The organism is Corynebacterium yudongzhengii, assembly GCF_003065405.1.
GTDB classification, from domain to species: Bacteria; Actinomycetota; Actinomycetes; order Mycobacteriales; family Mycobacteriaceae; genus Corynebacterium; species Corynebacterium yudongzhengii.
In genome coordinates, this window is the sequence record NZ_CP026947.1 from 2,342,701 (window position 1) to 2,361,558 (window position 18,858).

The following is an 18,858-nucleotide window of genomic DNA, read 5'->3' on the forward strand; positions in this document are numbered from 1 at the left end:
CATGGCGTTAGACCGGCTCAACCCCCTCGCTAGGATCCTGCTGCCCGCCTGGGCGGTGCTGCTCGTCGGGGCGCTGACCCACCCGCTGCTGCACCCCGGCGAGTTGGCGCTGCGCGACATGCTCGTGCTCGCCGATCCGGCGCTGAGTCCCGCGGCCGTCGGCATGGGGGATCTGCCCGCGCGTAACGCCCCGCAGGACGGGGTGCTCGCGATCGTGGGGATGCTTATCGACGCCTCGTGGTTCGCCCGCCTCGCCCTTATCGCCGCCGGCGCCGCCGCCGCGGTGGGGGCGTGGTGGCTGGTCGTCGTGGTCTGCGAACGTGCTGGCGCAGCTGCCTCCGCCTGGGCGATCGCGGCCGGGATGACGATCGCGGTCTATAACCCCTTCGTCGTCGAGCGCTTGCTGCAGGGCCACTGGTCGCTGGTGATCGCCGCCTGGCTGCTGCCGCTGATCGCGGCGGCCGGCCTGAGCGCTCGCCCGCTGATCGCCGCCATCGCCGTGGTGGCCGCCTCGCTGACGCCGACGGGCGCGATCATCGCCACCGTCGTCGCGGTCGTGACCGCCCGCCGGCACCTCATGCGCCTCGGGCTTCTCGTGACCGGGACGGCGGCGAGCCTGCCGTGGCTGCTACCCGGGTTGGCCGATCCTTCCGCCGGCACCTCGCTGGCACGTTCGGTGACGGCGTTCGCGCCGCGGGCGGAGCAGTACGTCGGCACGCCCGGCGCGCTGGTGGGCCTCGGCGGGATCTGGAACGCCGAGGCCGTGCCCGCCTCCCGCGAAGCCGGCTTCGCGCTGTTCGGGGTGGCGCTGTTTCTGCTGCTGCTGAGCGTGTGGCGCAACGTGCCGCGCCGGCTGCTGGTGCTCGCGGGCTGTGGGCTGGCGGTGGCGATCTCGGCGTGGCTGATTCCGGACCTGCTGCGCCTCTTGGTCACCACGGTGCCCGGCGGCGGGCTGGTGCGCGATAGCCAGAAGCTCGTGATGCTGGCGATTCCCGCCTACGTCGCGCTCGCCGGCATGCTGCGCCCGGCGTTCTGCGCGCTGGCGGCGGCCCTGGCGATCGCCCAGATTCCCGACGCGCCCCTCGCGGTCGACGAGCTGCGCCCAGTGGAGATCACGCTCGACGAAGAGCTCATCGCGCGTGCCGACGGCCGCGACACCCTCTTCCTCGACCGCGACGCCTTGACCCGGCGCGAGGACGGCGCGGTCATCATCGAGCCACACACGAAGGCGATGTCCGTGGTCGAATCCGGCGAACTCTTCGTCGACGGGGTGCGCACCGACCCGCCGATCCGTCGCTACACCGCCGCCGTCGAGGCCTTTCATCAGGGCGATCTCCACCGGCTGGAGCGCCTGGGTGTCGGGATGGTCGTCGCCGGCGATGGCACCGTCATCGAGACGGCTGCCGAGCCAGGCGAGCGCACCGCCGGCATCGTGCTCACGGTCTTCTGGATGTTTTTAGGTGCCGGGCTCGTACTCAGCGGTTGGCTGCGACGACGTCGTTGAGCAACTCTTCGAAACGGCGTGCCGTCGACGCCCACGAATAGCTGTGCGCGAGCGTGCGCGCCGCCTCGCCGAGGCGGCGGCGTTTCGCGTCATCGTCCAAGAGCGCCTGGATGGTGGCGGAGAGGTCGGCGGGGCCGTCGATAAGCAACCCGGTCTCTCCATGCCGGATCGAGTCGCCGAGGCCGCCGGCGGAGTGGTAGCCGATCGTCGGCACGCCGTGCTGCGCCGCCTCGACCACGGCCAGGCCCCACCCCTCCTTGCGCGAGGGCATGAGATGCAGGCGCGCCTGCTCGAGCAGGGCGTGCTTGTGCTCTTCGCTGACCGTGCCATGGAAGATAACGCGATCCGATATGCCCTGCTCAGCGGCGTATTCATGCAAGGCATCCGCCCACCAGCCGTTGCCGATGACGTCGAGCACCACCGACTCCTCCAGACCGGCGAGCGCGTCCATGGCGTGCTCGATCTGCTTATGCGGCACCAAACGCGACAGGGTGACCAGGTGGGTGAGGCCATCGTTTTCAAGGTGGGGCACGTGCTCCGGCACCGGGTCGATGCCGTTTTCGATGATCGCGATATCCTGCGGCCTCACCCCGAGGTGGACGAGGTCGTCGCGGGAGGCGCCGGAGACTGTCACGTACTGCGCGCCGCGGTAGATGCGCGGGGCGAGCACCGACTCCAGAAACCACCCGAGACGCCCGATGATGGGGCCGGCCACCGGCCACTGCTCGCGGTGGCAGTGATGGGTGAGCAGGATCGTGGGCACCCCCGCGACCAGGCGGGCGAAAAACGGGATGCCGTTTTGCGTATCGACGACCACGTCACACCCCCGCAACGTCCCCAGCCCCAGCCGGCCCAACAGCAGGCCCGCCAACGCATTGAGATACACCGTGTACTTGCCCCCGGAGCGCGAGTACCGGACCCCGTCACGGCGGCTCCGCCGCGGGGCATCCGTGTGCCCGGCGGTGCGGTAGACAACCTCGTGGCCCTGCGCCGCGAGGTGCTCGCCGACGCGCTCCAGGTAGCGCTCAGAGCCACCGCCCTGGGGGTGGGTGGAATCTCTCCAGCACAACAAAAAAATCTTCATCCTTCGCGCCACCCTACTTCCCTAGACTGGGTAGACGTGAAGTTTCCCGCCACCCGTGGCCTGGCCACACTCGACAGATCGCTCATGCTGCTGCGTTCGTTTCGCTACGAACAGACCGCCCCCGCGCAGTTCTACCGGCCGCTGGCCGAGGACACCGCCCGCCTCATCAGCGCGCTCTCCGGGGATATCACCGGCGAGGACCTTAAGGAAAAGACAGTGCTCGACGTCGGCGGCGGCCCCGGCTACTTCGCCGAAGCCTTCGAGCGCCGCGGGGCGCGCTATCTCGGGCTCGAGCCCGACGTCGGGGAGATGGCCGCCGCCGGCATCAGCCTGAGCACCTCCGTGCGTGGCGACGGCACCGCCCTGCCCTTTCGCACCCACTCCCTCGACATCGCGTACTCCTCGAACGTCGCCGAACACGTCCCCGACTTCACCGCCCTCGGCGACGAGATGGTCCGCGTCACCCGCCCCGGCGGGTTGGTCGTACTCTCCTACACCGTCTGGCTCGGGCCCTTCGGCGGCCACGAGACCGGGCTCTGGCCGCACTACGTCGGCGGGGAGTACGCGCGGCGTCGCTACGAGCGCCTCCACGGCCGCCCGCCGAAAAACGTCTGGGGTACCTCGCTTTTCGACGTCTCCTGCTCCGACGGCCTCCGGTGGGCCCAATCGCTCGAGGACCGCGGGCTGGCGCTCATCGAGCTCTGCTTCCCGCGCTATCACCCCGCCTGGGCGTGGTGGATGGTGCGCATACCTGGCCTGCGCGAGTTTTTCGTGTCCAACCTCGTCATCGTGGCGCGGGTGTCAAAATGGTGAAACGCCAAAGTGGAAGTGCCTAAGGGCCAGTGCCGCCTCGAAGCGGATCCCGTCTTCGTCTTGCGCATCACGCTGCTGACGTGTTTCTTGACCGCTGACTCGGTGAGCTTCAGCTCGTTCGCTATCGACGCGTTGCTTCTACCCTCGGCGAGGAGCTCGGCTACCTCTATTTCTCGGGGAGTAAATCTCCAGGATGACTTCTTGGAGCTTTTTACTTGCTGCCTCAGGACATCGTTGCACAGCGCCGGCGAGAGAGTGATGCCTCCGTAGAGCGCCTGGTGGCAGGCCCCAGTCAAGTATTCCCGCGTGACCGTCTTCTCAAGAAAGCCCTGCGCCCCGCGCCCCAGCGCGGCATAAGCTAACTCCGGAGTAGAAAACGCCGACAGCATGAGGATCTTCGGCGTGGGATAAACCGAGCGGAATTGATGGATCAGGTCGATGCCCGTCGTTTCTGGGAAGTGATAATCGAGCAGGATGACCTTGGGTCGGGTTTTCCGGGCGGTTTCGATCGCCTGATCCGGATCGTTCGGGGCGACTATGACCTCGATCGATTCATCGGATTTGAGCATTGCCGATATGCCCCGCACGCTGATGGGGTCATCATCAACCACCATGACTGGGAGTGTTCCGACCACAGGAGATTACCTCTTCTCGTTGTCTTCGTCGAAGAGAATAAGGGCCGAGCACCACCGCGTGCCGTCGGTTGTGTAATCGAATCGGCCATTGACTCTCTCCATGCGGTCCGACAAGATGTCGAGCCCGCTGCCCGTACTATAAATATTCGGCACGCGTTGGCGGCTCAGCGAATTCTCGATCCCGATGTAGACCCCACCCTGATGTTGCGACACGGTGATAGTCACCGGGTCCTCGGTGTGGCCATGTTTGATCACATTGGCGGTGATTTCTCGCAAGCAATACCGCACTTCCCGAGCACGCCTCGCGCCGAAAGAGATATTCTTCGCATTCCCCGTGACCTGGACAGGAAAACCGGCTACGGACGACAAGGCTCGGCAATTATCGACGAGCGTGTCCACCGCACCCGGGTCCCGCTTCTCCAAGGCCTGCGAGCCGCCGCGAATGAACTGCAGCGCTTGTTTGGCTTCCGTCTGGATTGCGGCAAGTTTCCGCCCGTCCTAACAGGACCCCCTCGCCAACAGCGAGATGTTGCTCAGCGGCGTACCCAGATGGTCGTGGATCTCCTTGTGATCGTGCTCTCGATCCGCGAGCTTTCCTGTAAGCCTCGGGAAGCAGGTGAAGAGAAACGCCGCTGAGAGCAGAGCAAAAGCTAGAGCTTGGCACTGCGTGTCGGTGAATAACTCGCTGTCGCCGTTATCGGCCAGCAGGTACGAAACCCCTATTAACACCGTGCTCACCACCGGTGCCGCGAACCCCACCCGCGCCGCTTCACTCCACAGCAGAACTATGAAAGCGAAAGCTGGGGCGTAGATGATGTCGCTGCTGATGAATGCCGGCAACAACACCAAGCCAAGGATCAAAGGGATTCCTCTGAAAGGGGCTACGCCCATGAGGGCGGCCGCTCCCCAGGCACAGATGAGCGCGGCAACATCGACGTCCCATCCCCTGACCAGAATCTCGGTGAATGTCAGTACCAGCGCCACGGCCGAAATCGCACGCGGCGACCTCAAGATCTGCCGGGTCCGAAAAAAGCTACGCGCTAGGTACACAGCACTGAGCGTACAAAAGACGCGGCTCTAATTCTGCCGAAGTAGATTACTTTTCGAATGCTTTCTACTTTTACGGCCGCGACTCACTCTCTTGCCTGCGTTGGGCGCTCAGGACGGCCTCTCGGACCTTCGCCGCCGCTTCATCGACGTTGCCGTCGTCATCGCCGAACCCGACCTTCACGATGCGGCCCTCGGTTAAGTACAGGACAATCGACCGAGTTGACGAACCACAATCGAATAACTGCCCGTCTTCGTCCTCCATCTTCCCGCGGCCGCCCCACTCTCTGCGGATCCGTTGTTCCTTCGGGATCACTTCTGGGCACACGTCGACGATCTCGTCCACGCCGAATTTCCGCCGAGCAAGCGGGAACAACCCGACTGCTACCTGACCTTCAGTATGAATACGCAAATAGGTCCTGCCGCGAAAAAACAGGACGAGGAGAACTAGGATTCCGAGTGTGATCAGCGCCTTGGGCCAGAATCCTTCGTCGGAAAACATGATCACCCAGAAGGCAACTCCCAGGGCCCCGCAACGACTGCTTTAAAGATGTAGGGTATTGTGTTGATAGCTTCGAGGTAACCGGTTTTGTTCCGGATTTCTTGCATTTTTTGTTCCTTTCATCAACATCGTTCGCAGTTCTGTGTGATCGCGCCTCGGTCAGACATAGACACGTCCTTCAAATACGGCCATCACCAGCCACAACGACTGTGACTATAAGGATCCCCCACAAAGGGCAGCGAGTACACACCACAGGGGATTTACGGTTCCGATGGACACCCCTGCCCCGGCCCACCCTGTCCGTTAGTACCGCTTTGCGAGCACCGCCGACAGTGACGCCCCTACACCACTGCGCTTAAACCTCGCGGAACAATCACCGGGCGCGAGCTCTGGGGGTCATCCCACACCTCCGCCTCGAGCCCATAGACGCGCGCGAGTGCATCCGGCGTCAGCGCCTCTTTGGGGCTTCCCTGGGCCAAGACCTCGCCGTCTTTCATGATGAAAATGGTATCCGAGTATTGGCTCGCCAGGGTCAGATCATGCAGCACCATCACCACGGTTTTCCCGGCCTCGGCCTGGCGGCGAACCAACTGCAGCATCACGATGGCGTTGGCGGGATCGAGGAAGGTGGTGGGCTCGTCGAGAAGAATCACCGGCGTATCCTGCGCCAGGACCATCGCCAGCCACACGCGTTGGCGCTGCCCGCCCGACAGGGAATCGACGCTGCTGTCCAGCAGGTGGGCGATATTGGTCTCGTCGCAGGCTTTTTCGACGGCTCGCTTATCGATGTCCGACAGTCCCCCAAACCTGCGCTGCCACGGATGGCGGCCGCGCGCCACGAGCGAGCCAACCTGCAAGCCTTCCGGCGCCAGGGGGTGCTGCGGCAGCATGGACACTAATCGCGCGGCGGCGTTGGCGTTGAGATCATGAAGGTTTTTCCCCTGCACCCGCACGGATCCGGCGCTGGGGGGTGAGCACTTTGGACATAGATTTCAGCAGTGTCGATTTGCCGCAGCCGTTAGGCCCGATCAGGGTGGTCACATTGCCGGCGCGGGCCTGCAGGCTAATCCCTTTGACCACATCCCGGCCGTCTCGATACCCAACGCGCAGATCGGTGACCTCGAGCGGAGCGATGTCACTGTGTACCGTCTGCGCCCTGGAGGTGGTCGTCTTCGTGGTGGCGTGCTCTACATCCGGAAGTGCCATAGAGGCTAGCCTAGCCTAAGAATTTCGCGATTTTCCGGTTCTTTGAGTGTGCGCAAGATCCCGTTACTGGATCGTCGCATCCGCCACGCTGCGCAGCGTGCGCCCCATCACTAACCCAGAGAATAAGGGTAGCCTTGCCTAAATCAGGTGCGGTGTGTTTACTATTATTGCGATCAGCACCCCTGCCAATCCCTAGCCGAGGACACCATGGACCGATTCACCAAGCGCCTGCCCGCCGCCGGAGCTGCGGTCGCCTCCGCCGCACTCGTTCTTACTGGCTGCTCGAAGGGCGAAGGCGAACCCACCCCGGACGCGGCTGCCAACAACAACGAGGAACAGCGGGTCGCCGCTGTCGGCCTCGGAGATGCCGATACCCTGCTTGCCTTGGACATCACCCCCGTAGCGATTGCCCCGTGGGGCACCGAAGGCGACGTGGAAGAGCCCGGAGTGGGGCCCTGGTCGAAAGATCTGATCGGCGATGCGGAGCCGACCGTCATCTACAACACCGCGCAAGGATTTACGGCCGACGTCCTCGAAGAGATCTCCTCGGCCGATCCCACGCAGATCATCGCCGTTAACCAGGCCGTCGACGCGGAAGCCTACGACGCGCTCGAGGCCATCGCACCCACCACCGTCAGGCCCGAGGAACACGAGGACTGGCAGGTCCCCTGGGATGTGCAGATCGAGACGATCGCCGAGGCCGTTGACAAAAAGGAAGAAGGCGACGAGCTCGTCGAGGAGACGAACCAGAAGTTCGCGGACTTCAAAGACTCCCACGCTGAGCTACAGGGCAAGACCGCAGCGATCGTCATGCCCTACGAAGGAAAGCTCGGCCTTTACACCCCTGGTGATGGCCGCGGGCAGTTCATCGAGAACCTCGGGTTCACCATTCCGGAGGAACTCGAAGGCGATGGCTCCAGCTTCTTCGTGGACTACGCGCCGGAGAACTACGCGGAGCTCAACGACGTGGACTACCTGTTTGTTCTGGACTACAACGGCGCCGTCGACACCATTAAGGAAGACCAGACCTTCCAGAATCTCGACATCGTCAAAGACGGGCGCGTCCACTACTTCTCCACTGATGTGGGCAACGCCATGAGCATGCCGAATCCCGTGACCATTCCGTGGGTCATCGATCAGTTCGACGATCAGCTCTCCTAAAAACACCGTGCAAACAGTGACACGGGCGAAAAACACGACACCGAAACATTTAGCGATCACGATTCTTGGGGGCATCGCGGTCCTGTTGCTGGTCGCATCGCTGTTCCTCGGCTCCCGGATGCTCGCGCCTGCCGACGTGATCGCCGGACTGAGCGGCACCGCCCCTGCCGAGATCCGCGATCTCGTGTGGGATCTACGCATCCCGAGAACGCTCTTGGCGTTCTTCGCCGGAGCCGCACTCGCCGTCGCAGGGCTGCTCACCCAGTCATGGACGGGAAACCCGCTGGCAGATCCCGGGATTATCGGCATCACTGCGGGCGCGTCGTTTTTCGTTGCCCTAGGCGCCGTGTCGGGGTTCGCGATCACCGCGGGGAGCAGAACGTTCTCGGCGTTGATCGGCTCCGCGCTGGCCGTCTTGCTCGTCGTCTTCCTCGCCCACCGGTCATTGAACCCTCTGGCTTTAGTGCTAGCGGGAGTAGGCGTGTCCGCCTCTCTGCAGTCGGCGGCCGTCGTCATCGGTTTGTTTTCGACCGAGGTACTGGAAAGCATGCGCCGCTGGACCGTCGGTTCGACGTTCGGGCGCTCCTACGAAGATGTGGCGATCGCGGGCTGCGGGCTGCTCATTGGCCTGGTCTTAGCGGCTCTGGCTGCCCGCCCGCTCGATTTGCTCGCCATGGGCGAGGAGACCTCGACCGCCCTCGGCGGTTCACCGCTGCGCGCCCGGCTTCTAGCGACCACCGGAATTGTCATCCTCGCAGGTTGCGCTACCGCCGCGGCGGGCCCGATTGCTTTCGTCGGCTTTGCCGTGCCCCATTTTCTGCGCGCCTGGCTGGGTCCACGCGTCGTCGTGCTCGTGGCGCCCGCCGCTCTCCTCGGCGGGGTGGCGGTTCTCATCGCTGATATCGTCGGCCGTTTGATCATGCGCCCCGGCGAGTTGGAAATGGCGATCGTGGTCTCCATGATCGGCGCTCCCCTGCTGATCATTGCCGTGAAGCGGGGCCTGGGGTGGAAGAAGGACACTATCTAAATGCCGACCACGCTCGACGAGTTACACACCTTGCACACACGTCGGCGCCGCCGTTCCACCGTGGTGCTGCTGGTTTTTCTCCTCATCACCGCCGGGGCGTATGTGGCGCTGCTGAGCCTAGGGGCTCTGCAGCTTTCTCCCGTGGAAGTCATTGACGTTCTCACCGGCGGAGGTAGTCGTTCCCATATCAACGTGATCTGGGACCTTCGCCTTCCGGTCGCGCTCGCGACGGTTATTATCGGCGCTGCTCTGGGAATGGCCGGGGCCTGGAGCCAAACCATGTCGCGTAACCCGTTGGCCTCACCCGACGTGCTGGGAGTGACCGGGGGTGCCTCCGTCGCAGTGGTGCTGGGCACCATTTCTACGCGACCAGAATTCGCCCAGGACATCCCGACCTTCTGGTGGCGCGCAGCCCTCGCCATGTTGGGATCTTTAGCGATCGTCGTCGTCCTGAGTCTTTTAGGAGGAGTGGGCACCAGCCAAAGGATTGTTCTTATTGGGTTCTCCCTCTCGCTCATGTGTCATGCGGTAGTCAGTTACCTCCTGCTGAAGACGCAGATCCTGCGCGCCGCAGAGGCACAGACCTGGCTCGCGGGCGCCACCGGCTTCATCCGCATGGACGCCATCGCCCCACTCTGTCTCGCCTTAGTGCCTTTCCTCATCGTCGGGGCGTGGTGCGCGAAAGACCTCCCCGTGCTTGCTCACGACGATGTCTCTGCCACTATGCTCGGCGTCAACGTCCGTATGCAGCGCGCCCTATTGCTCCTCGCCACCACGGGCATAGCCGCTGTCGTCGTCTCCGTCGCCGGGCCCATCGGTTTCGTGGCGTTGCTCGCCCCACATGGCGCCCGGCTTCTCACGGGAAACGCCCCGCCCTCACCGATCGTAGCTGGGGCTGCAGGAGCGGCACTGCTGTCGGTCTGCGCTGTGATCGAAAGACTCTTGCCGGTCACCGCTCCGGTTGGCGCAATCACGTCAGTTATCGGCGGCATTGCCCTCGTCGTCCTCATCGGGCGGCATAGTTCACGAGCCTTCCGCCGCTAGCCCCGGCTTCTTTTACGTTATTGCTGGGATGCCGTGGAGGGCTCATTCTCTGGGGCGGCGACAAGACCCCGTGCGGCTTTATCGCGTTCCGCTACCGTCAGCCCGCTATAGTTCTCCATCATTAAGTGTCAGATGCGGTTTGTTTGTACCGCTTCTCCGGCAAGACGGTAGCGACGATGTCGGGGTAATTGGTAAAAGCCATCCGGCTTTGGCAGTCACGTCCCAGGCCCCAGCGGCGCAGATGACAGTGCGTCCCGCGTACCTATGAGTTCCCCGGGATTCATCAATTTCCGATTACGCACATGCGTAAAAACTCAGTCCGCACTATGCCGCGGCATAGTCGTAGGCCCGTTCCATTCTCCACCAAACAACACAATAAGTATCAGCACTTCAGGCCGCCCACCGGCAAACGGTGGACGGCCTGAATTAGCTAAGGTCAGCTAGCGCAGCTTAAGCGTTGCGGGCGCGAGCCTTGAGCTCGTTGATCTGGTTGTAGATCTCCTCCGGCACGCGCGCGCCGAGGGTGTACAGGTACTGCGCCGATTCCTCGGCGTTGCGCTGCCACTCTTCCGGGTTGACAGCCAATGCTTCCGCGACGTCTTCGGCCGGGGCATCCAGACCCTCGAGGTCGAGGTCCTCCGGGCGCGCGGTGTAGCCGACGAGCGTCTCAGCGGCGCCGGCCTTACCCTCGCAGCGCTCGGTGATCCACTTCAGAACGCGGGAGTTCTCGCCGAATCCGGGCCAGAGGAAGCGTCCGTCGGAACCCCGGCGGAACCAGTTGACCAGGAAGATCTTCGGCAGCTTGTCACCGCCGCGCTCACCCATGTCCAGCCAGTTCTGGAAGTAGTCACCGATGTTGTAGCCGGTGAACGGCAGCATCGCCATCGGGTCGTGGCGCAGGGAGCCCACCGAAGCCTCGGCGGAGGCCGCGGTCTGACCGGAGGCCAGCGTCGCGCCGATCATGGTGCCGTTGTTCCAATCGAAGGACTCGGTGACCAGCGGGACGGTGTCCGGGCGGCGGCCGCCGAACAGGATGGCGTCGAGCTTGACGCCCTTCCAGTCGTCGTATTCCGGCGCCGCGGTCGGGCACTGCGCGATCGGGATGGTGTAGCGGGAGTTCGGGTGGGCCGCCTTGTCGTTGGACTCCGGGGTCCAGTCGTTGCCCTTCCAGTCGATGAGGTGGTCCGGGGTCTCCCCGTCGATGCCCTCCCACCAGACGTCGCCGTCATCGGTCAGCGCAACGTTGGTGTAGATGATGTTGCCCGGCTCCATGGACTTCATGGCGATCGGGTTGGAGTCGTAGCTGGTGCCCGGCGCGACACCGAAGAAACCATTCTCCGGGTTGACGGCGTAGAGGCCGTCCTCGCGCAGGTGCAGCCAGGCGATGTCGTCGCCGACGACCTCGGCCTTCCAGCCCTCGATGGTCGGGGTGATCATCGCGAGGTTGGTCTTGCCGCAGGCCGAAGGGAAGGCGCCCGCGATGTGGAAGACCTTGCCCTCCGGGTTGGTCAGCTTGAGGATGAGCATGTGCTCAGCCATCCAGCCCTCTTCCTGGGCCATCTTGGAGGCGATACGCAGGGCGTAGCACTTCTTCGCGAGGATGGCGTTGCCGCCGTAGCCCGAGCCGTAGGACCAGATCTCCTTGGTCTCCGGGAAGTGGGTGATGTACTTGGTTTCGTTGCACGGCCAGGGAACATCCTCTTCGCCTTCGGCGAGCGGGTGGCCCACCGAGTGCAGGCAGGGCACGAATTCGCCGTCGGTGCCGATCTTGTCGAGGGCCTGCTGGCCCATGCGGGTCATGATGCCCATGGACAGCACGACGTAGGCAGAGTCGGTGAGCTGGACGCCGAGCTTCGGGTCCGGGTCGCTGATCGGGCCCATGCAGAAGGGCACGACGTACATGGTGCGACCCTTCATGGAGCCCTGGAAGTGCTCACGCATCTCTTCCTTCATCGCCTTCGGCGGGGCCCAGTGGTTGGTCGAACCGGCATCCTTCTCGCTTTCGGTGCAGATGAAGGTGCGCGACTCGACGCGGGCAACGTCGGACGGGTTGGAACGGGCGAGGTAGCTGTTGGGCCGCTTCTCCTCGTTCAACTTGATCAGGGTGCCTGCCTCGACCAGCTCGGCAGAAAGGCGGTCGGCTTCCTCGCGGGAGCCGTCGATGAAGACAACGCTCTCCGGCTGCATCAGCTCCACGGCTTCGTTGATCCAGCTGATCAGCTGCTCATTGTCGGTCGGCGCTTCGCCGACCAGGCCCTTGATTGCGGTGGTCATGCATTCTCCTGACTAAGTAAGCGTCAACGGTGAGTTACCAGCTCCGGGATGCTGCGCACCCGAAGCGGACGCGGCGAACCCTTCGCTCTCGCACCTCCAGAATATCCACTCCCACCGACCTCGCGCACCTTAACTTTGCGCAGGCAAAGTCCACTGGTCATAAACAGTGCGCCCACCCGCGAAGGCCCCGGATAGGCCCCCGCAAAACTTGACCAGCACCACACCAAATCCACCCCCGAAGCGGGGTATAGCGCCCGGCCACACCACACATTCACACCCCTGCCAAGGCCAGGTTCGCACAGTGACAGTGCCATAGGCACAGCTTGTTAGATAGTCCCATTCCCCTGTTACCCCCGCTGCGCATTCCTTTTCGTCTGCAAACAACCGGCGGAGCACGCCCAGCCCGCGGACACCTCGACGACACCACCGCCCCACACCGCCACTAGCAAAGAGGTCATAACCTCTCGCGCGTGTCACAGGAACTCTTTAAAACCCCCGCAGAGATTTGTGTTGCCGCACGTCACGTGAACAATAGGTAGCGATGAACGTTTCACACCCGCACCCCGCCGACGCGACCCACACTGGCCTCGGCGAGCTCCCCGCCGGCCGCCCGCCGCAGACCGAGTTCCGCGACGGCCTCGATTATCCACGCCTCGGCCAGGTCACCTTCCGCCGCGGCACGCTGACCGATAATCAGCAGGCCCTGTTCAACGAACACTGGCCGCGACTGGGCACCGTGCTGCACGACGAGGTCATCGACCTCGACGAGTGGTTCGGCCGCAGCAATCACCCCACCATCGTCGAGATCGGCTCCGGCACCGGCACCTCGACCGCGGCGATGGCCCCGCTGGAAGCTAACACCAACGTCATCGCCGTCGAGCTGTACAAGCCGGGCCTGGCAAAGCTACTGGGCTCCGTCGTGCGCGGCGGCATCGATAACGTGCGCATGATCCGCGGCGACGGCATCGAGGTACTCGCCCGCATGTTCGCGCCGAACACGCTCGACGGCGTCCGTATCTTCTTTCCCGATCCCTGGCCGAAGGCCCGCCACCACAAACGTCGCATCATCCAGTCCGGCCCGCTGCGGCTCATTGCCTCCCGTCTCAAGCCGGGTGGGGTACTGCACGTCGCCACCGATCACGCGGACTACGCGGAGTGGATCGACGAGCTGGTCCACGTCGAAGATCTCCTCGAGTACAAAGGCTGGCCCTGGCCGGAAGCCCCGCTTCTGACAGACCGGCAGGTCATCACCAAGTTCGAGGGCAAGGGCCTCGATAAGGACCATGTGATCCACGAGTATCTGTGGCGTCGTACGGAGGCCGAGAACCCGGATACCGTCGTAAAGCCGTAGACTCGATACGGTGCCGCTTCCGGGAAACCGGCCGCGGCCCGCGCTTTTTGAGAATATTTCTGACATCGACAAAGGACGTTCATCGTGAGTGATATCCACGAGTCGACCCACCACTACAGCCCTGGTGCCGCCCCCGGCCCCGACGGGCTCCTGCTCGTCTGGGACGCCCCGAACCTCGACATGGGACTGGGTGCGATCCTCGGTGGGCGCCCCACCGCGGCGTATCGCCCGCGTTTCGACGCCATCGGTCGCTGGCTCATCAACGAAGCCAACCAGCTCTCCGCCGAGCTGCACACCCGCCTCGAGCCGGAGGCCACCGTGTTCACCAACGTCTCCCCCGGCGGCGCGGACGTCGTCCGCCCGTGGGTGGAGGCGCTGCGCAACGTGGGTTTCGCGGTCTTCGCGAAGCCGAAGGTCACCGAGGATTCGGACGTCGATCCGGACATGCTCGCCCACATCGAGCGCCGCCGCTCGGAGGGCACGCTGCGCGGGCTCGTCGTTGCCAGCGCCGACGGCCAGAACTTCCACGAGACCATCAATGAGCTTATCGACGACGGCCTCCCCGTCACCGTCCTCGGCTTCCACGAGCACTCCGCCTGGGCCCTGTCGGACGACGCCATTCACTTCGTCGACCTCGAGGAGATCCCCGGGGTCTTCCGCGAGCCGCTGCCGCGTATCAACCTGGACAAGCTGCCGGACGAGGGCGCCTGCCTGCAGCCGTTCCGCCCGCTGACGTCCTTGCTCAACAGCCGCCAGGGTTCCTGATAGCACGAAAAGGAGGCACCGCGCCGTGTTCCTGAAGTGGGGCTATGTCGCTTACCGGTTCCGCCGGATCATTCCCGTCATTTTTATCGGCCTGATTGTGGCGCTGTTTGTGGGCTTCGGCATTCGTCTCGAGGACCGCCTCAGCCAAGAAGGCTGGGAGGACCCGAACGCCTCGTCGACCACCGCCGCCCAGATCGAGCAGGAGGTCTTCGCCCGGGATAACTCCGGCGACGTGATCCTGCTGTTCTCCTCGGATGGCGGCGTCCAGGAAGGCCCGGAGTTCGACGCCGCGTATCGTCACCTCGAGCAGCTCGGCGCCGAGCACCCGGAGCAGATCGCCCACATCACCAGCTACTTCGATACCCGTAGCCCGGAGATGATCACCGACGACGGCACCACCGCGTTCGCCGCCATCGGCCTCGAAGGCGACGACGAGCAGACCCTCCAGGACTTCCGCGCCATCGAGGATTTCCTCGTGCCTGCCGAGCTTCCCGACGGCATGTCCGTCGAGGTCGCCGGCGCCACCGCCGTCGCCGACGCGCTAGACGACGGCATGTCCGACGACATCTCGCGCGCCGAGCAGATCGGCCTGCCTTTTGTCGCCCTGTTGCTGCTCGTGGTCTTCGGCTCCGTGATGGCTGCGTTCATGCCGCTGATCATCGGCGTGCTCTCGATCATGGGCGCGCTCGGCATCCTGTCGATTCTGGCCGGCACCTTGCAGGTCAACGTCTTCTCCCAGGCCGTGGTCACCCTGCTGGGCCTCGGCCTAGCCATCGACTACGGGCTGTTTATGGTCTCCCGCTTCCGTGAGGAGATGGACAAGGACGAGCCCATCGGCCGCGCCGTCGCCATCACGACCGCCACCGCCGGCAAGACGGTGGTCTTCTCCGCGTTCATGGTCATGGTGGCACTCTCTGGCCTGTTGCTGTTCCCGCAGGCGTTTTTGAAGTCGGTGTCCTACGGCGCGATCGCGGCCGTGGGGCTGGCGGCGCTTTTATCGGTGACGATCCTGCCGGCGCTGTTCGGGATGCTCGGCAAGAACATTGACAAGTTCGCGATCCGCAAAACCTCCCGGCGCGGCCGCCGTATCGAAGACACCTTCTGGTACCGCATCCCCGCCTGGGCGATGAAGCACTCGAAGAAGATGACGGTGCTCATCGTCGGCGGGTTGATGCTGCTCATGCTGCCGATCGTCAACATTTCCTTCGGCGGCATTAACGAGACCTACCTTCCGCCGGCCCACGAGACCCGCCAGGCGCAGGACACCTTCAACGAGGAGTTTCCGGAGTTTCGCACCGAACCCATCAAGCTGGTGGTGACGAACGCGGATAACAGCCAGCTGGTGGACGTCGTCATGCAAACCCGCGAGGTCGAGGGCCTCACCGGGCCCATGACCGCCGGCCAGTCCATCGCCGGCACGACCGTGCTCTCCGCCGGCATCGTCGACCGCGACGACAACCAGGATGTCATCGAGCAGCTGCGCGCCATCGAGGCCCCCGCCGGCGTGGACCTCTACATCGGCGGCACCCCCGCCATGGAGGTCGAGTCCCTCGAGGCGCTCTTTGAGAGGCTGCCGTGGATGGCGCTCTACCTGGTCGTCGCCACCTTTATCCTCATGATGCTGGTGTTCGGCTCGATGGTGCAGCCGGCGAAGGCGATCATCATGACCGCCCTCGGCATGGGCGCGACGCTGGGTATCCTCACCCTCATGTTCGTCCAGGGCTACGGCTGCGATCTGTTGGGCTTCTCGCCGGGCCCGCTGATGAGCCCGGTGGTGGTGCTCATCGTCGCGATCATCTACGGCCTGTCCACCGACTACGAGGTCTTCCTCGTCTCCCGCATGGTGGAGGCCCGCGATCGCGGCAGATCCACCGACGAGGCCATCAAGCTCGGCACCGCGCGCACCGGCACGATCATCACCGCTGCCGCGCTCATCATGATCGTCGTGGCCGCCGCCTTCGCGCTTTCCGACATCGTCATGATGAAATACATCGCCTTCGGCATGATATTCGCCCTCGCGATCGACGCCACCGTCATCCGCATGCTGCTCGTGCCCTCGGTCATGCACCTGCTGCGCGAAGACAACTGGTGGGCGCCCGGGCCCATCAAGAGGCTCTACCACCGCATCGGGCACGGCTCGGAGGAGCAGCTTGACGACGAGCACGCCCCCGTCGTCACCCCCTCCCCGGAACCTGCGGAGGCCACGGCCGCTCGCGGTAGCCGCGATACCCGGCACAACGACGAGCTCATCCCCTTCCAGGAGCTCAGGGACCGCCTCCAACGCGACCGAGACGCTGGCCAGTGAGTGCTGCGGCGCGTCGCTGGCTGCGCTGGCTGATCCCGCTGGTCCTGCTGGCCATCGTGGTGTTCGCGTTTCGCGACCAGCTGGCCTTCATCGGCCAGGCGTTCCGCGAGCTTCGCGACGCCCACCTGGTCCCCATCACCCTCGCCACCATCGCGGCGGTGATCTCGCTGGCGGCGATGGGCGCCGTCATGCAGATCCTGCTGCGCGCCGGCCAGGTGCACATCGGCCTCGGCCAGAGCACCGCCCTCACGCTGGCCTCCAACGCCTGGTCCACCACCCTGCCCGCGGGCCCGGCGTTCTCCGCCGTGTTGACGTTCCAGGTCCAGCGGCGCTGGGGCGCGCCGGCGGTGGTGTGCGCGTGGTTCGTCGTCATCTCTTCGGTGATCTCGACGATGTGGCTCGCCGTCATCGGCATCGCCGCCGTACTCTTAGGCGCTGACCTGGGCCTATGGTCGCTGCTGGCCACGCTGGGCATCACGATCGCGGCCACCGCCTTCATCTACTGGATCTCCCTAAGGCCCGACATCCTGTGCCGGTGGGCACACGCGCTGCTCCCCCGCGCCAACCGTATGTTGCGGCGGGAGGCGTCGGCGGGGCTTGAGGGCGTCGATAAGCAACTCGGCGTCTTGTCGACCGTGCGCCTCGGGGTCGGGGGGTTCACCCTGGCCAGCGCCTACTCGCTGCTCAACCGGCTTACCGACGCCGCCGTCGTCTGGTTCTCCGTCTGGGCCGTCACCGGCGAGCTGCCCGGGCTACAGTCCGGGGTCAACCAAACCACGCTCATGGGCGTGCTGCTGGCCTACATCACCGCGAAACTCGCCGGATCCGCGCAGGTCACGCCGTCCGGGCTGGGGACGGTGGAGGCGGCGATCATCGCCACACTCGTGGCGACCGGGATGACCGCCGTCGACGCCACCGGCACCGCCATCATCTACCGAGCGATCTCCTTCGCCCTGATCACCGCCATCGGCTGGGCTATCTACTTCCTCTACTACGCCCGCGACGGGTTCTCCGGTCCGGCGCAGTTGCGCGAGCGAATAGAATAAAAACCATGTCACGTGTTAACGCCGTAGTGCTGGATCTCATCGCTATCACTGTTTTCGCTGTTCTCGCGCGGATCGCCCACCAATCCGAGGACATGCCGCTGACCTTCCTCGGCATCTTGTCGACTCTGTGGCCCTTCGTCATCGGCGTCGTTCTCGGCTGGATCGTGGTCAGCGCGGCCGGGCGCTCGGGTGTTCGGGTTCGTTCCGGCGGCTGGCTGGTCTGGCTGGTGACGGTTATCGTGGGCCTGGCGATCTGGGGAATCCGCAACACTTCCTTCCCGCACTGGTCCTTCATCACGGTCGCATCGATCATGTCCGCGCTGCTGATGCTCGGATGGCGCGGGATTCACGCTTTGGTGGTGAAGCGGGGGCGTTCTCGGGCGCGGGTGGCGTAGGTTTCTTGCGTTGTTGGGTGGTCACTTGGCGTGGTCACTTGGGCCCCATCCGTATCAACGGTCTCTCGGGCGGGCTCTGATGGATTGCTGGCGGCTTGCTTGACATAACGCGTTATCGCTGATCGAAAGGAGGTGCCCCTAAAGGAGTCCCCCTTTCGACCGCGCGAGACTCCTTTCTATAGGGGTGAATTCGACCAGCGCTAACGCAACACGAGACCCCGGCCGAGGCGCGAGGCGAACCACCCGACGCCTGGCCACACCAGACCCATCCGTCCCAACAGCCTCCCCGGCAAACCCGCACAGCCTGCCCGCACCTTTCCATCCATAACGCATTATCGCTGGTCGAAAGGAGGCACCCCTAAAGGAGTCCCCTTTCGACCGCGCGAGACTCCTTTCTATAGGGGTGAGTTCGACCAGCGCTAACGCAACACGAGGAAATCACCCGGAAACGCCGACAAAACACCCGACAAAACGCCGGCAAAACACCCCACAAAACACCCAGAACAGCACCCAAACCAAACCACAAACGCCAAAACCCGGTGCCCGCATCGAGCGGGACACCGGGTCAGCAGTCAGAAACGCCTAGGGCAGACGCATCAGAGCGGCGGGAGCATGCCGGCCGGGATGTAGGTGACAAGCATGACGACGTAGTTGACGATCTCACCGATGATGTCGAGGGCAGAGCTGAGCATGAAGGGG

The 18,858-nt window shown here is 64.2% G+C and carries 16 protein-coding genes and 1 pseudogene; 10 read left to right on the forward strand and 7 right to left on the reverse strand.

The features are described 5' to 3' along the window. Window position 1: 1 nt before the first annotated feature. Window positions 2–1,504, forward strand: a complete 1,503-nt coding sequence (locus tag C3B44_RS10825; RefSeq protein WP_108432371.1) for an MmpA family trehalose lipid delivery protein — start codon at window positions 2–4, stop codon at window positions 1,502–1,504. Here C3B44_RS10825 and C3B44_RS10830 read toward each other — a convergent pair. Next, complete coding sequence (locus C3B44_RS10830) at window positions 1,476–2,588, reverse strand: glycosyltransferase family 4 protein (protein WP_108432372.1); 1,113 nt, start codon at window positions 2,586–2,588, stop codon at window positions 1,476–1,478. The genes C3B44_RS10825 and C3B44_RS10830 overlap by 29 nt on opposite strands. A gap of 84 nt (window positions 2,589–2,672) precedes the next feature. On the opposite strand from C3B44_RS10830, the gene C3B44_RS10835 reads away from it, so the two are divergent. After that, the gene (locus C3B44_RS10835) at window positions 2,673–3,401 is read left to right on the forward strand and encodes a class I SAM-dependent methyltransferase (protein WP_108432663.1); all 729 of its coding nucleotides are present in this window, start codon (window positions 2,673–2,675) and stop codon (window positions 3,399–3,401) included. On the opposite strand, the gene C3B44_RS10840 is transcribed toward C3B44_RS10835, so the two are convergent. The 5 genes and pseudogenes from C3B44_RS10840 to C3B44_RS10860 all read right to left on the reverse strand — a co-directional run bounded on the left by C3B44_RS10840 (window position 3,305) and on the right by C3B44_RS10860 (window position 6,791). Further along, window positions 3,305–4,015 (reverse strand): response regulator, encoded by a 711-nt coding sequence (locus tag C3B44_RS10840; RefSeq protein WP_108432373.1) that lies wholly within the window; start codon window positions 4,013–4,015, stop codon window positions 3,305–3,307. The genes C3B44_RS10835 and C3B44_RS10840 overlap by 97 nt on opposite strands. 27 nt (window positions 4,016–4,042) lie before the next feature. Further along, entirely contained in the window at window positions 4,043–4,435 is a 393-nt protein-coding gene (locus C3B44_RS11690) for a sensor histidine kinase (RefSeq protein WP_146183458.1), read from the reverse strand. A gap of 99 nt (window positions 4,436–4,534) precedes the next feature. Further along, window positions 4,535–5,020: a hypothetical protein gene (locus tag C3B44_RS10850; protein WP_146183457.1), complete on the reverse strand. Its 486-nt coding sequence runs from the start codon at window positions 5,018–5,020 to the stop codon at window positions 4,535–4,537. A 136-nt stretch (window positions 5,021–5,156) separates the two neighbouring features. Then, entirely contained in the window at window positions 5,157–5,585 is a 429-nt protein-coding gene (locus C3B44_RS10855) for a phosphatase PAP2 family protein (protein WP_146183456.1), read from the reverse strand. 341 nt (window positions 5,586–5,926) lie between these two features. Beyond that, window positions 5,927–6,791, reverse strand: a pseudogene (locus C3B44_RS10860) (ABC transporter ATP-binding protein). Window positions 6,792–6,998: 207 nt separating this feature from the next. Here C3B44_RS10860 and C3B44_RS10865 point away from each other — a divergent pair. The 3 genes from C3B44_RS10865 to C3B44_RS10875 all read left to right on the forward strand — a co-directional run bounded on the left by C3B44_RS10865 (window position 6,999) and on the right by C3B44_RS10875 (window position 10,023). Then, window positions 6,999–7,952 (forward strand): iron-siderophore ABC transporter substrate-binding protein, encoded by a 954-nt coding sequence (locus C3B44_RS10865; protein WP_108432377.1) that lies wholly within the window; start codon window positions 6,999–7,001, stop codon window positions 7,950–7,952. Between the two features lie 85 nt (window positions 7,953–8,037). After that, entirely contained in the window at window positions 8,038–8,979 is a 942-nt protein-coding gene (locus tag C3B44_RS10870) for a FecCD family ABC transporter permease (RefSeq protein WP_328588280.1), read from the forward strand. Continuing rightward, window positions 8,980–10,023: a FecCD family ABC transporter permease gene (locus tag C3B44_RS10875; RefSeq protein WP_108432378.1), complete on the forward strand. Its 1,044-nt coding sequence runs from the start codon at window positions 8,980–8,982 to the stop codon at window positions 10,021–10,023. A 450-nt stretch (window positions 10,024–10,473) separates the two neighbouring features. Here C3B44_RS10875 and C3B44_RS10880 read toward each other — a convergent pair whose 3' ends face one another. Continuing rightward, the gene (locus tag C3B44_RS10880) at window positions 10,474–12,297 is read right to left on the reverse strand and encodes a phosphoenolpyruvate carboxykinase (GTP) (RefSeq protein ID WP_108432379.1); all 1,824 of its coding nucleotides are present in this window, start codon (window positions 12,295–12,297) and stop codon (window positions 10,474–10,476) included. Between the two features lie 541 nt (window positions 12,298–12,838). On the opposite strand from C3B44_RS10880, the gene trmB reads away from it, so the two are divergent. The 5 genes from trmB (at window position 12,839) to C3B44_RS10905 (ending at window position 18,159) form a co-directional block, all read left to right on the forward strand. Beyond that, window positions 12,839–13,648, forward strand: coding sequence for a tRNA (guanosine(46)-N7)-methyltransferase TrmB (trmB, locus tag C3B44_RS10885; protein ID WP_108432380.1), 810 nt, complete (start codon window positions 12,839–12,841; stop codon window positions 13,646–13,648). A gap of 84 nt (window positions 13,649–13,732) precedes the next feature. Beyond that, entirely contained in the window at window positions 13,733–14,413 is a 681-nt protein-coding gene (locus tag C3B44_RS10890) for an NYN domain-containing protein (protein WP_108432381.1), read from the forward strand. Between the two features lie 25 nt (window positions 14,414–14,438). Then, a complete protein-coding gene (locus tag C3B44_RS10895; protein ID WP_108432382.1) occupies window positions 14,439–16,718 on the forward strand; it encodes an MMPL family transporter in 2,280 nt (759 codons plus the stop codon). Next, on the forward strand, window positions 16,715–17,764 hold the full coding sequence (locus C3B44_RS10900; protein WP_108432383.1) for a lysylphosphatidylglycerol synthase transmembrane domain-containing protein: 1,050 nt from the start codon (window positions 16,715–16,717) through the stop codon (window positions 17,762–17,764). The genes C3B44_RS10895 and C3B44_RS10900 overlap by 4 nt, the downstream gene beginning before the upstream one ends. A gap of 5 nt (window positions 17,765–17,769) precedes the next feature. Further along, window positions 17,770–18,159, forward strand: a complete 390-nt coding sequence (locus C3B44_RS10905) for a DUF3054 domain-containing protein (protein ID WP_108432384.1) — start codon at window positions 17,770–17,772, stop codon at window positions 18,157–18,159. The last annotated feature ends 699 nt before the right edge of the window (window positions 18,160–18,858 follow it).

Excerpts from the sequence above, each read along its gene's own strand:
- C3B44_RS10830 (WP_108432372.1), bottom strand. The coding sequence starts at position 2,588 with ATGAAGATTTTTTTGTTGTGCTGGAGAGATTCCACCCACCCCCAGGGC.
- C3B44_RS10840 (WP_108432373.1), bottom strand. The coding sequence starts at position 4,015 with ATGGTGGTTGATGATGACCCCATCAGCGTGCGGGGCATATCGGCAATG.
- trmB (WP_108432380.1), top strand. The coding sequence starts at position 12,839 with ATGAACGTTTCACACCCGCACCCCGCCGACGCGACCCACACTGGCCTC.
- C3B44_RS10855 (WP_146183456.1), bottom strand. The coding sequence starts at position 5,585 with ATGTTTTCCGACGAAGGATTCTGGCCCAAGGCGCTGATCACACTCGGA.
- C3B44_RS10825 (WP_108432371.1), top strand. The coding sequence starts at position 2 with ATGGCGTTAGACCGGCTCAACCCCCTCGCTAGGATCCTGCTGCCCGCC.
- C3B44_RS10880 (WP_108432379.1), bottom strand. The coding sequence starts at position 12,297 with ATGACCACCGCAATCAAGGGCCTGGTCGGCGAAGCGCCGACCGACAAT.
- C3B44_RS10905 (WP_108432384.1), top strand. The coding sequence starts at position 17,770 with ATGTCACGTGTTAACGCCGTAGTGCTGGATCTCATCGCTATCACTGTT.
- C3B44_RS10875 (WP_108432378.1), top strand. The coding sequence starts at position 8,980 with ATGCCGACCACGCTCGACGAGTTACACACCTTGCACACACGTCGGCGC.
- C3B44_RS10865 (WP_108432377.1), top strand. The coding sequence starts at position 6,999 with ATGGACCGATTCACCAAGCGCCTGCCCGCCGCCGGAGCTGCGGTCGCC.
- C3B44_RS10835 (WP_108432663.1), top strand. The coding sequence starts at position 2,673 with ATGCTGCTGCGTTCGTTTCGCTACGAACAGACCGCCCCCGCGCAGTTC.